A 13333-nucleotide genomic window follows, 5' to 3' on the forward strand; every position below is an offset into this window, starting at 1 on the left:
CGGTTGTGGGCTAGCATCCGTTGCACGTGGCCACCGCTGTCCGCGTCCGATGACCTCCCGTGCCCGGACACCTCGTGTCTGACGCCCCCGACTCCCTGAGGACGGTGACCCGACGTGTCCCCGACGCGCTTCTCCGCCCACCCGGCCGACACCGGTCTCTACCGGCGCGACCACGAGCACGACGCCTGCGGCGTCGCCATGGTCGCCACGATGCGCGGGACGGCCGGGCACGACATCGTCGAGCACGCCCTCACGGCGCTGCGCAACCTCGACCACCGTGGCGCCACCGGCGCCGACCCGCTCGTGGGGGACGGCGCGGGCATCCTCATCCAGGTCCCGGACGCGTTCTTCCGCGCGGTGCTCGACGTCGACCTGCCCGAGTCCGGCGCCTACGCCGCCGGCATGGCCTACCTCCCGCTCGATGCCGACGAGCGCGCCGAGGCCGAGGCCCGGATCGCCCAGATCGCCACCGAGGAGGGCCTCGATGTCCTTGCCTGGCGTGACGTGCCCGCGGCTCCCGAGCTCGTGGGCGAGATGGCACGCGCCTGTATGCCGTTCTTCCGCCAGCTCTTCGTCGCGGCTCCCGATCGCGCGGTGCGCGAGATCGAGCTCGACCGGCTCGCGTTCTGCCTGCGCAAGCGCGCCGAGCGTGAGGTCGAGGTCTACTTCCCGTCGCTGTCCTCGCGGACCATCGTCTACAAGGGCATGCTCACCACCGGCCAGCTCGAGCCGTTCTTCCCCGACCTGTCCGACGAGCGGGTGGCCTCCGAGCTCGCCCTCGTCCACTCGCGCTTCTCGACCAACACCTTCCCGAGCTGGCCGCTGGCGCACCCCTACCGCCTCATGGCGCACAACGGTGAGATCAACACCGTCAAGGGCAACCGCAACTGGATGCGCGCCCGCGAGAGCCAGCTCGTCTCCGACGTCATCCCCGGAGACCTCGAGCGCATCTTCCCGACCTGCACCCCGGACGCGTCCGACTCCGCGAGCTTCGACGAGGTGCTCGAGCTGATCCACCTCGGTGGCCGTTCGCTGCCGCACGCCGTGCTCATGATGATCCCCGAGGCGTGGGAGAACCACGCCGACATGGACCCGGCCCGGCGCGCCTTCTACGAGTTCCACTCGACGTTCATGGAGCCGTGGGACGGCCCCGCCTGTGTCGCGTTCACCGACGGCACGCTCATCGGCGCCGTGCTCGACCGCAACGGCCTGCGGCCCGGTCGCTACTGGGTCACCGAGGACGGCCTCGTCGTCCTCGCCTCGGAGGCCGGTGTCCTCGACCTGCCCGCCGACAAGGTCGTCAAGCGCGGACGCCTCCAGCCCGGCCGGATGTTCCTCGTCGACACCGCCGCCGGCCGCATCGTGAGCGACGACGAGGTCAAGTCCGAGCTCGCCGCAGAGCACCCCTACGAGGAGTGGCTCCACGCCGGCCTGCTCACCCTCGACGAGCTGCCCGAGCGCGAGCACATCATCCACACCGCCGCGTCGGTCGCGCGTCGCCAGCGCACCTTCGGCTACACCGAGGAGGAGCTCAAGATCCTCCTCGCGCCGATGGCCCGCACCGGTGGCGAGGCCCTGGGCTCGATGGGCACCGACTCGCCCGTCGCCGTCCTCTCGGACAAGCCTCGGCTGCTCTTCGACTACTTCACCCAGCTCTTCGCGCAGGTCACCAACCCGCCGCTCGACGCCATCCGCGAGGAGCTCGTCACCTCGCTCGGCACGGTCATCGGCCCCGAGGGCAACATGCTCGAGGCGTCCCCGGTCCACGCACGCCAGGTCGTCCTGCCCTTCCCCGTCATCGACAACGACCAGCTCGCCAAGATCGTCCACATCAACGCCGACGGCGACCTGCCCGGCTACGCCACCCACGTCGTGCGGGGCACCTACCTCGTCGACGCCGGGGAGCCGGCCCTGCGCGCCCGCCTCGACGAGATCTGCCGCGAGGTCAGCGAGGCGATCGCCCGCGGCGCCCGCTTCGTCGTGCTGTCCGACCGCGACTCCGACCGTGACCACGCGCCGATCCCCTCGCTGCTGCTCACCTCGGCGGTCCACCACCACCTCATCCGCGAGAAGACCCGCAACATGGTCGGTCTCCTCGTCGAGGCCGGTGACGTCCGCGAGGTGCACCACGTCGCCCTCCTCGTCGGCTACGGCGCCGCGGCGATCAACCCCTACCTCGCGATGGAGACCGTCGAGGACATGGTCCGCACCGGTGCCATCACCGGCGTCACCGCGGAGGATGCGGTCAAGAACCTCATCAAGGCGCTCGGCAAGGGCATCCTCAAGGTGATGTCCAAGATGGGCATCTCCACCGTCGCGTCCTACCGCGGCGCCCAGGTCTTCGAGGCCCTCGGACTGTCGCAGGAGCTCGTCGACCAGTACTTCACCGGCACTGTCTCGCAGCTCGGTGGCATCGGGCTCGACGTCATCGCCGCCGAGACCGCGGCCCGCCACGACTCGGCGTACCCGACCGACGGCGTGATCCTGTCCCACCGCAAGCTCCGCGTCGGCGGCGAGTACCAGTGGCGTCGTGAGGGTGAGCCCCACCTCTTCGACCCCGACACCGTGTTCCGCCTGCAGCACGCCACCCGCGAGCGGCGCTACGACATCTTCAAGCAGTACACCGAGCGCATCGACAACCAGGCCGAGCGGCTCATGACGCTGCGCGGGCTCTTCGAGCTCGGCGGCAGCGCGCAGCGCGAGCCGATCCCGGTCGACGAGGTCGAGCCGGTGAGCGAGATCGTCAAGCGCTTCAACACCGGCGCCATGAGCTACGGCTCGATCAGCCAGGAGGCGCACGAGACCCTCGCGGTCGCGATGAACCGCCTCGGCGGTCGCTCCAACACCGGTGAGGGCGGCGAGGACCTCGAGCGCCTCCTCGACCCCGAGCGCCGCTCGGCGATCAAGCAGGTGGCTTCCGGACGCTTCGGCGTGACATCGGTCTACCTCACGAACTCCGACGACATCCAGATCAAGATGGCGCAGGGTGCCAAGCCCGGCGAGGGCGGCCAGCTGCCCGGCCCCAAGGTCTACCCGTGGGTGGCCCGGACCCGCCACAGCACGCCCGGTGTCGGGCTCATCAGCCCGCCGCCGCACCACGACATCTACTCCATCGAGGACCTCGCCCAGCTCATCCACGACCTCAAGAACGCGAACCCGTCGGCCCGGATCCACGTCAAGCTCGTCTCCGAGATCGGGGTCGGCACGGTCGCGGCCGGTGTCTCCAAGGCGCACGCCGACGTCGTCCTCATCTCCGGCCACGACGGCGGCACCGGTGCCTCGCCGCTCACCAGCCTCAAGCACGCCGGCGGTCCGTGGGAGCTCGGCCTCGCCGAGACCCAGCAGACGCTCGTCCTCAACGGACTGCGCGACCGGATCGTCGTGCAGGTCGACGGCCAGATCAAGACCGGCCGTGACGTCGTCATCGCCGCCCTGCTCGGCGCCGAGGAGTTCGGCTTCGCCACGGCCCCGCTCGTCGTGAGCGGCTGCATCCTCATGCGGGTCTGCCACCTCGACACCTGTCCCGTCGGCATCGCCACGCAGAACCCGGAGCTGCGTTCGCGCTACTCCGGCAAGCCCGAGTTCGTCGAGACCTTCTTCGAGTACATCGCCGAGGAGGTGCGTGAGCACCTCGCCTCGCTGGGCTTCCGCAGCATCGAGGAGGCGATCGGTCAGATCACCGCGCTCGACACGAGCAAGGCGGTCCAGCACTGGAAGGCGTCGGGTCTCGACCTCGCGCCGATCCTCACCGAGGTCGAGAGCCCCGACGGCTCCGGCAAGCGGCACACGGTCGCCCAGGACCACGGCCTCGAGAAGGCACTCGACCACCAGCTCATCGCCGTGGCCCGCGAGGCGATCGACGACGGCACCCCGGTCACCGGGGAGTTCTCGGTCCGCAACGTCAACCGCACCGTCGGCACGATGCTCGGCCACGAGGTCACCCGGGTGCACGCGACGGGGCTTCCCGACGACACCATCGACCTCACGCTGCGCGGCTCCGCCGGCCAGAGCTTCGGGGCCTTCGTGCCCAAGGGCGTGACGCTGCGCCTCGTCGGCGACGCCAACGACTACGTCGGCAAGGGCCTGTCCGGTGGACGCATCGTCGTCGCGCCCGACCCGTCCGCTCCGCTCACCGCCGAGGACAACGTCATCGCCGGCAACGTCATCGGCTACGGCGCGACCTCCGGCGAGATCTTCCTGCGCGGCCGCGTCGGCGAACGCTTCTGCGTCCGCAACTCCGGCATCACCGCGGTCGTCGAAGGGGTGGGTGACCACGGCCTCGAGTACATGACCGGCGGCACCGTCCTCGTCCTCGGCTCGACCGGGCGCAACGTCGCGGCCGGCATGTCCGGTGGCGTCGCCTATGTCCTCGACCTCGACGAGGCCAAGGTCAACCGCGAGCTCGTCGACGTGTCGGGCCTGCGCGACGGCGACGTCGATGTGGTGCGCGACCTCCTCACGCGCCACCGTGAACTCACCGGGTCGCCCGTCGCAGCCCGGCTCCTCGATGACTGGGAGGCGGCGCGAGACCGCTTCTCGCTCATCCTTCCCCGCGACTACCAGCGTGTCCTCGACGTGCGTGCCGCAGCCGAGGCCGAGGGCCTCGACCTCGACGGCACCGAGGTCTGGGACCGGATCATGGAGGCATCCCGTGGCTGACCCCCAAGGCTTTCTCAAGACCCGTGAGCGCGAGCTCCCCGCCCGTCGGCCCGTGCCCGTCCGCATCAGGGACTGGCGCGAGGTCTACGAGGAGCAGGAGCTCGGCCAGCTCCAGCGTCAGGCCGGTCGCTGCATGGACTGCGGGATCCCGTTCTGCCACAGCGGTTGTCCGCTCGGGAACCTCATCCCGGAGTGGAACGACCTCGCGTGGAAGGGCGACTGGCGCCAGGCGATCGAACGGCTGCACGCCACCAACAACTTCCCGGAGTTCACCGGTCGCCTCTGCCCGGCCCCGTGCGAGACCGCATGCGTGCTCGGCATCAACCAGCCCGCCGTGACGATCAAGCAGGTCGAGGTGACGACCATCGAGAAGGCGTTCGCCGACGGTGGGGTCGCCCCCCGCCCGCCGGAGCGCCTGTCGGGCAAGACGGTGGCCGTCGTCGGCTCCGGCCCAGCCGGTCTCGCCGCCGCCCAGCAGCTCACCCGGGCCGGCCACACCGTCGCGGTCTACGAGCGCGCGGACCGGCCCGGTGGCCTCCTGCGCTACGGCATCCCCGAGTTCAAGATGGAGAAGTCGGTGCTCGACCGCCGGCTCCAGCAGATGCAGTCCGAGGGCACCCGCTTCCGCAGCTCGGTCGACGTCGGCAACGACGTCACGTGGGAGCAGCTCAAGGCCCGCTACGACGCCGTCGTCATCGCGATGGGCGCCACCGTGCCCCGCGACCTCGAGGTCCCCGGTCGCCGCGTCGAGGGCGTCATGCAGGCGATGGACTTCCTCCCCCCGGCCAACCGGGTGGCGATCGGCGAGACCGTCGACGGCCAGGTCACGGCCGAGGGCAAGGACGTCATCGTCATCGGCGGCGGTGACACCGGCGCCGACTGCATCGGCACCTCGCACCGGCAGGGCGCGCGCTCGGTCACGAGCCTCGAGATCATGCCGCGGCCGGGGGAGGAGCGCGCCGCGGGACAGCCGTGGCCGACCTACCCGATGACGTTCCGGGTCGCCTCCGCGCACGAGGAGGGCGGTGACCGCCTGTATGCCGTGAGCACCCAGGAGATCCTGTCCGACGACGACGGCCGGGTCAGCGGGCTGCGCATCCACGAGGTGCGCCGTGGCGAGAGTGGCTTCGAGACCGTCGAGGGCACCGAGCGGGTGATCCCGGCCCAGCTCGTGCTGCTCGCGATGGGCTTCCTCGGCCCGCAGACCGAGTCGCTCGTCGCCCAGCTGGGCGTCGAGCTCGACGAGCGCTCCAACGTCCGGCGTGGGTCGGACTACATGTCGAGCGTGCCGGGTGTCTTCGTCGCCGGCGACGCCGGCCGGGGCCAGTCGCTCATCGTCTGGGCCATCGCCGAGGGTCGCGCCGCGGCCCACCACGTCGACGCCTGGCTGTCCGGCAAGCCCTCCCGCCTGCCGCGTCCGGTCAACCCCACGGACCGCCCTCTCACGGTGTGACCCGCGTCACCGCGTAAACGGTTGCCTCGATAGGCTGGTGGGCATGCGCCGCGCCAAGATCGTCTGCACCCTGGGTCCGTCCACGTCCAGCCCCGAACAGCTCCGCGAGCTCGTCCGTTCGGGGATGGACGTGGCCCGGTTCAACCTCTCCCACGGCGACCTCGCCGACCACGCCCGGGTCTACATGGACGTGCGCCGGGCCAGCGACGAGACGGGCCACGCCGTGGGCATCCTCGCCGACCTGCAGGGCCCCAAGATCCGCACGGGACGCTTCACCGACGGCTCGGTCATGCTCGAGCAGGGCGCGCGCTTCACGATCACCAACCGTGACGTCGAGGGCACGGTCGACGTCGTCGGCACGACGTATGCCGGCCTCCCGGCCGACGTGTCGGCGGGCAACACGATCCTCATCGACGACGGCAAGCTCAACCTCCTCGTCGTGAGCTCCGACGAGACCGACATCGTCTGCGAGGTCGTCGAGGGCGGCGTCCTGAGCAACAACAAGGGCATCAACGTCCCGGGTGCGGCCATGAGCGTCCCGGCCCTGTCCGAGAAGGACGAGGACGACCTGCGCTGGGCCCTCGACCAGCGGGTCGACATGATCGCCCTGTCGTTCGTGCGCAGCGCCGCCGACATCGAGCCGGTGCACAAGATCATGGACGAGAAGGGCATCCGCCTGCCGGTCATCGCCAAGATCGAGAAGCCGCAGGCCGTCGACAACCTCGACGAGATCGTCCGGGCCTTCGACGGGCTCATGGTCGCCCGCGGCGACCTCGGCGTCGAGATGCCGCTCGAGACCGTACCGCTCGTCCAGAAGCGCGCCTGCGAGCTCGGCCGCCGCAACGCCAAGCCGGTCATCGTCGCCACCCAGGTGCTCGAGTCGATGATCAGCAACAGCCGCCCCACCCGCGCCGAGGCCTCGGACGCGGCCAACGCCGTGCTCGACGGCGCCGACGCGCTCATGCTGTCGGGCGAGACGAGCGTCGGCGCGCACCCGATGGAGGCCGTGAGCACCATGGCCCGGATCATCGAGAACACCGAGGAGCACGGCCTCGGCCGCATCCGCCCGCTCGACACCAAGCCCCGCACCAAGGGCGGCGCCGTCACCGCCGCGGCCGCCGAGATCGGCGAGCTGCTCGGCTGCCGCTACCTCATCACCTTCACCGTGAGCGGCGACTCCTCGCGCCGCCTCTCGCGCGTGCGGCCGCGGATCCCGATGCTCGCCTTCACGCCGCACCAGTGGACCCGCTCGCAGCTCGCCCTCACCTGGGGTGTCGAGACCTTCCTCACCCCGCCGGCCCGCCACACGGACCAGTTCGCGATGCAGGTCGACGAGGAGCTGCTCGCCTGCGGCAAGGTCTCCGAGGGCGACCTCGTCGTCATCGTCGCCGGCTCGCCGCCCGGCATCCCCGGATCGACCAACGCCCTTCGCGTGCACCGCATCGGAGACGCGAAGAACCGGGTCGCGCCGGCATACGAGGACGAGCCCGCAGAGGCCTGAGGGCGGTCGGCGGCAGGGGCACGTCCCCGAGGTCGGTAGACTGCCCGCACCCCCGGCCGGGGTGGTGGAATGGCAGACACGGAGCACTCAAAATGCTTTGCCCGCAAGGGCGTGCGGGTTCAAGTCCCGCCCTCGGCACCCGACCGGCGCGTCCCCTAGGCTGCTCTCGTGACCGAGACGACGACCGAACCCACCCCGACCGCCAAGCGCATCCTCGTCGCCGAGGACGAGGCGATCATCCGCCTCGACCTCTCCGAGATGCTCGGGGAGGCCGGCTACGACGTCGTCGGCCAGGCGAGCAACGGTGAGCAGGCCGTCGAGATGGCCAGCGAGCTGCGTCCGGACCTCGTGATCATGGACGTCAAGATGCCCGTCCTCGACGGCATCTCCGCCGCCGAGCAGATCGGCAAGGAGCGGATCTGCCCCGTCGTCATGCTCACGGCGTTCAGCCAGACCGAGCTCGTCGAGCGCGCCCGCGACGCCGGTGTCATGGCCTACATCGTCAAGCCGTTCACGGCCACCGACGTCGTCCCGGCCATCGACATCGCCATGTCGCGCTGGGGCGAGCTCAAGACGCTCGAGAGCGAGGTGGCCGACCTCGGTGAGCGCCTCGAGACCCGCAAGGCCGTCGACCGCGCCAAGGGCGTCCTCATGGCCAAGCTCAAGATCACCGAGTCCGAGGCCTTCCGCTGGATCCAGAAGACCGCGATGGACCGCCGCATGGGGATGAAGGAGGTCTCCGACGCGGTGGTCGCCGGGATGGAGAAGGCCTGACGCGCCTGCTGGGGCGTCTGCTCGACCGGACGTCGTTCCGCTCGACCCGACGTGCCAACCCGGGTCGAGCGGTCCTTGATCGGGTGACCCGATGGTGCGGCCGGCCTGATCGCGTATGCCGGCCGGCCGGCATACGCACGCCTGTCACCTCAGGGCGACGACGACCTGCGTGAGCAGGGGAGCGACGACGAGGGCCGGCAGCATGTCGGCCACGGGCACGTCCTTGATGCGGAGCAGCCGCAGGCCGATGCCGGCGAGCATGAGCCCGCCGGTCGCGGTGAGGGCAAGGATGTGCGGCTCCGGGAGGACCGAGCCCAGGAGCACGCCCACGACGGTCAGGGCACCCTGGACGACGGCAACCGACCCGGCTGACAGCAGCACGCCGATGCCGAAGGTGGACGCGAACGCCAGCGCGGCGAACCCGTCGAGCACCGACTTGAGCAGCAGCTGGTCGATCCCGCGGCCGAGCCCGTCGGACAGCGATCCGAGGATGGTGAGCGGCCCGACGCAGAACAGGAGTGAGGCGCTGAGCCAGCCCTCGATGAACTTTTCGCGGGCCGAGGTGCCATGCGCGGAGTCGTCGGTGTCGGCGAGTGCGGGGGAGCGGCGGGCGAACCACGCCTCGATGGTCCCGGCGAGCGCCTCGAGGCGGTCGCCGATGCGCAGCAGCGACCCGATGATCGAGCCGATGAGCAGGGACCCCAGGACGATGAGGACCGGCGCCCCCGAGCCCGTGGCGTCGGACAGGACGTCGTCCGTGACGCTCACCGCCGAGAGCCCGGCCATGAGGAGCGTGGTCAGCCCGAGGCAGTCGGTGACGACCGAGCGGGTGCGGTCGGGGAAGCGGTGCCCGATGGCCATGCCCGCGAGGGCGCCGAGGACGACGGTGACGACGTTGATGACCGTGCCGAGGCCGGGAAAGGAGAGATCCACGGCCGGAACTCTACGTTCGGCGAAGGATCTGTCGCGTTGGGCTACCGCAAGGAGGTTTCGACCCGTAATGTCAGCATGTCAACCGCGCAGGGGGCTGTGAGGTCGAGGAGGCACCGTGGTGCGCAACCTGGTCGAGGTCTCTGCCGTGCCCAAGGACGACCTCGACGACCTCGTCGGCCTGTGGATGGCCGCCAAGGTCGACGCCGGTGTGCCGATCGAGGTGGCCGCCCGCTTCGCCAACGACGGACGCTTCGCCACGGCGATGAGTCGTCCCGACGTCTTCGCCCACGTGGCCCGCATCGACGGTCGCCCCGTCGGCTACGTCATGACCTCCGAGAACCCGTTCGGGCTGAGCCCCGAGCCCGAGATCGCCGTCGAGCAGCTCTACGTCGAGCCGGCCGCCCGCCGCCACGGCGTGGCCCGGTCGCTGCTCTGCGCGGTCGTCGGCCTCGCCGAGCGCTCCGGCTCCGACGTCATCGTGAGCAACGTGCCGACCCAGAGCCGCGAGGCGCACCGCTTCTTCGCCCGGCTCGGGTTCTCGTCGGTCATCGTGCGCCGCGTCGTCGGGACGAGCGCCCTGCGCCGCCGCCTCGCCCCCTCGGGTGGTGTGGGTGCGGCCGTGGACCAGCTCATCCGGCGCCGCCGGTCGCTGCGCTCGGTCCCCTCCCGCGCCAGCTGAAGCACGACTGATTGCCCCACGGCGAGGCGCCCTCGCTGCGCTCGGGCCTCGCCGTGGGGCAATCAGTCGGTCCCGGCGCCGGGGGGTGCGTCGCGCAGGAGGCACGTGATCCGTGACGTGCAGACCTTGCGTCCGTCCTCGTCGGTGATGACGATCTCCCACGAGCACAGCGTGTTGCCCAGCGAGATGGGGGTCGCGACACCGGTGACCAGCCCGCTGCGCGCTGCGCGGTGATGCGTCGCGTTGATGTCGGTGCCGACGGCGATCCGCTGCGGCCCGGCGTGCAGTGCCGAGCCGACCGAGCCCAGGGTCTCGGCCAGCACGACCGACGCCCCGCCGTGCAGGAGGCCGTAGGGCTGGGTGTTGCCCTCGACCGGCATGGTCCCCACGACCCGCTCGGCCGTGGCCTCGAGGATCTCGATCCCCATGCGCCGCATGAGGGTGTTCGGAGTGCGTGCCGTCGTCGGCCCGGTGACGGGCCGGTCGTCCTGTGCTGCGCTGCTCATGGTGGTCGCCTTCTCTGCTGTCGGGGGCTGGCCATAGGCTGCCATGCGTGAGTCGCCTCCTTCTCCTCGACGGTCATTCCCTTGCCTACCGCGCGTTCTTCGCGTTGCCGGTGGAGAACTTCTCGACGAGCACCGGTCAGCACACCAACGGCGTCTACGGCTTCACCTCGATGCTCATCAACGTGCTCCGCGACGAGGCCCCGACCCACGTGGCGGTCGCCTTCGACGTCTCGCGCCAGACCTTCCGCTCCGAGGAGTACTCCGACTACAAGGCGACCCGTTCGGCGACCCCGAGCGAGTTCCAGGGCCAGGTCGCGCTCGTGCGCGAGGTGCTCGACGCACTGCGCATCAAGCACGTCCAGCTCGACGGGTTCGAGGCCGACGACGTCATCGCGACCCTGACGACGATGGCCGAGGCCGAGGGCATGGAGGTCGTCATCTGCACCGGCGACCGTGACGCCTTCCAGCTCGTCACCGACAAGGTCTCGCTCATCTATCCCGTGCGCGGCGTCTCCGACGTGTGGCGGATGGACCCCAAGGCCGTCGAGGAGAAGTACCTCGTGCCGCCCGAGCGCTACAGCGACCTCGCCGCCCTCGTCGGCGAGACGAGCGACAACCTCCCGGGTGTGCCGGGCGTCGGACCCAAGACCGCGGCCAAGTGGCTCGGTCTCTACGGCGATCTCTCGGGTGTCGTCGCCCACGCCGACGAGATCAAGGGCAAGGCGGGGGAGTCGCTGCGCGAGCACCTCAGCGGCGTCCTGCGCAACCGCCGGCTCAACCAGCTCGTCCGCGACCTCACGCTGCCCGTGACCATCGCCGACCTCGAGCGGGCCACGTGGGACCGCGAGGAGGTCCACAAGGTCTTCGACGGCCTCGAGTTCCGCGTCCTGCGCGAGCGGCTCTTCGAGACGTTCGACGCCGCACCGGACGAGGCCGAGGGCGGCTTCGACCTCGACGCGTCCGTCCTCACCTCGGGCGACGTCAAGGAGTGGCTCGACGAGCACGCCACCACCGACCCGACCGGGGTCCACGTCGTCGGCGTGTGGGGTCGTGGCACGGGCGACGTCAGCGCGGTGGGCCTGGCCACGGCAGGTGACGCGGCGGCATACATCGACGTCACCGAGCTCGACGAGGCGGGCGAGAAGGCTCTGGCCGACTGGCTCGCCGACGAGACGCGGCCCAAGATCCTGCACGACCTCAAGGGCCAGATGCATGCACTGGCCGCGCGGGGTATGCCGGTGCGCGGGGTCGCGATGGACACCGCGCTCGCCGCCTACCTCGTCAAGCCCGACCAGCGCAGCTTCGACCTCGCCGACCTCGTCGTCCGTCACCTCGGCCGTGAGCTCAAGGCAGAGGAGCCCGCCGGAGGGCAGGGGATGCTCGACCTCGGCACCGAGGACGAGGTCGTCGGCCAGGACGCCATGGTGCGGGCGCGCGCCGTCCTCGACCTGTCGGTGCCGCTCGCGGACCAGCTGGAGTCGACCGGAGGCACCGAGCTGCTGCGTGACCTCGAGCTGCCGCTCGTCGACATCCTCGCGTCGATGGAGCGCACCGGGATCGCTGTCGACACCGACGCCCTGAGCTCGCTCGAGGCGGACTTCGCGGCCAAGGTGCGCGAGGCCCAGCTCGACGCCTACGACGCGATCGGCGGCGACGAGATCAACCTCGGCTCGCCCAAGCAGCTGCAGACGGTGCTCTTCGAGACGCTCGGGCTGCCCAAGACCAGGCGCACCAAGACCGGCTACACGACCGACGCCGACGCCCTCACCGACCTCTTCGCCAAGACCGAGCACCCGTTCCTCGAGGCGCTGCTGCGCCACCGCGACGCCACTCGGCTCCGGATCACCGTCGAGGGCCTCATCAAGTCGGTGGCCGAGGACCAGCGGATCCACACGACCTACATCCAGACGATCGCGGCCACGGGTCGCCTGTCCTCGACCGACCCCAACCTCCAGAACGTCCCGATCCGCACCGAGGAGGGGCGCCGCATCCGCGAGGTCTTCGTCGTCGGTGACGGCTACGAGTCGCTCATGAGCGCCGACTACAGCCAGATCGAGATGCGCATCATGGCGCACCTCTCTGGCGACGAAGGGCTCATCGAGGCGTTCCGCACGGGGGAGGACCTCCACCGGTTCGTCGGCGCCCGCGTGTTCGGCGTCGAGCCGCAGGACGTCACCGCCGAGATGCGCAGCAAGGTCAAAGCGATGAGCTACGGCCTCGCCTACGGCCTGTCCGCGTTCGGGCTGTCCAAGCAGCTGACGATCTCGACGGGCGAGGCCCAGGGCCTCATGGACGAGTACTTCGCGCGGTTCGGTGGGGTGCGCGACTACCTCCGCGAGGTCGTCGCCGAGGCCCGGGCCACCGGCTACACCGCGACGATGCTCGGCCGCCGCCGCTACCTGCCCGACCTCACGAGCGACAACCGGCAGCGGCGCGAGGGCGCCGAGCGGATGGCGCTCAACGCCCCGATTCAGGGCTCGGCCGCCGACATCATCAAGCTCGCGATGATGGGCGTCGACAAGGCCCTGCGAGAGTCCGGCGCGAAGTCACGCATGCTTCTCCAGGTCCACGACGAGCTCGTGCTCGAGGTGGCCAAGGGCGAGCGCGACGACGTCGAGGCGCTCGTGCGCCACGAGATGGGTCGTGCGATCGAGATGGACGTCCCGCTCGACGTGAGCGTGGGCCACGGCCACAGCTGGCACGACGCCGCCCACTGACCCGCACGGCGCCTCGCCGACCCTTCGCGAGACCGTCGGGCAGCGGCGGGTGAACCTGTCGGTTCGCCGGTGCGGACGGCATACGCGGTCGTAGTCTGCAGGCATCGGCAC

At 70.7% G+C, this 13333-nt stretch carries 8 protein-coding genes and 1 tRNA gene; 7 read left to right on the top strand and 2 right to left on the bottom strand.

Going from position 1 to position 13333, the window contains the following annotated elements; genetic code table 11:
- The first annotated feature begins 114 nt into the window (after window positions 1–114).
- From gltB to ACSQ11_RS13755, 5 genes are all read left to right on the top strand, one after another.
- A complete protein-coding gene (gene gltB, locus ACSQ11_RS13735; RefSeq protein ID WP_436006295.1) occupies window positions 115–4659 on the top strand; it encodes a glutamate synthase large subunit in 4545 nt (1514 codons plus the stop codon).
- Window positions 4652–6112 (top strand): glutamate synthase subunit beta, encoded by a 1461-nt coding sequence (locus ACSQ11_RS13740; protein ID WP_436006297.1) that lies wholly within the window; start codon window positions 4652–4654, stop codon window positions 6110–6112. Before gltB ends, ACSQ11_RS13740 begins: the two co-directional genes overlap by 8 nt.
- Window positions 6113–6155: 43 nt before the next feature.
- A complete protein-coding gene (gene pyk, locus ACSQ11_RS13745; RefSeq protein WP_436006299.1) occupies window positions 6156–7613 on the top strand; it encodes a pyruvate kinase in 1458 nt (485 codons plus the stop codon).
- Between the two features lie 55 nt (window positions 7614–7668).
- A tRNA-Leu gene (locus ACSQ11_RS13750) sits at window positions 7669–7751 on the top strand.
- Window positions 7752–7781: 30 nt separating this feature from the next.
- Entirely contained in the window at window positions 7782–8387 is a 606-nt protein-coding gene (locus tag ACSQ11_RS13755; protein WP_436006301.1) for an ANTAR domain-containing response regulator, read from the top strand.
- 144 nt (window positions 8388–8531) lie between these two features.
- Here ACSQ11_RS13755 and ACSQ11_RS13760 read toward each other — a convergent pair whose 3' ends face one another.
- The gene (locus ACSQ11_RS13760; protein ID WP_436006303.1) at window positions 8532–9320 is read right to left on the bottom strand and encodes a DUF554 domain-containing protein; all 789 of its coding nucleotides are present in this window, start codon (window positions 9318–9320) and stop codon (window positions 8532–8534) included.
- A 115-nt stretch (window positions 9321–9435) separates the two neighbouring features.
- On the opposite strand from ACSQ11_RS13760, the gene ACSQ11_RS13765 reads away from it, so the two are divergent.
- The gene (locus ACSQ11_RS13765) at window positions 9436–9999 is read left to right on the top strand and encodes an N-acetyltransferase family protein (RefSeq protein ID WP_436006305.1); all 564 of its coding nucleotides are present in this window, start codon (window positions 9436–9438) and stop codon (window positions 9997–9999) included.
- Between the two features lie 62 nt (window positions 10000–10061).
- Here ACSQ11_RS13765 and ACSQ11_RS13770 read toward each other — a convergent pair whose 3' ends face one another.
- Window positions 10062–10436 carry a PaaI family thioesterase gene (locus ACSQ11_RS13770; protein ID WP_436006794.1) on the bottom strand — a complete coding sequence of 125 codons (375 nt, stop codon included), beginning with the start codon at window positions 10434–10436 and terminating at the stop codon, window positions 10062–10064.
- Between the two features lie 116 nt (window positions 10437–10552).
- Between ACSQ11_RS13770 and polA the strand changes: the two genes are divergently transcribed.
- The gene (polA, locus tag ACSQ11_RS13775; RefSeq protein ID WP_436006307.1) at window positions 10553–13222 is read left to right on the top strand and encodes a DNA polymerase I; all 2670 of its coding nucleotides are present in this window, start codon (window positions 10553–10555) and stop codon (window positions 13220–13222) included.
- Window positions 13223–13333 lie beyond the last annotated feature (111 nt).

The organism is Knoellia sp. LjRoot47, assembly GCF_964253435.1.
Lineage (GTDB): Bacteria > Actinomycetota > Actinomycetes > Actinomycetales > Dermatophilaceae > Knoellia.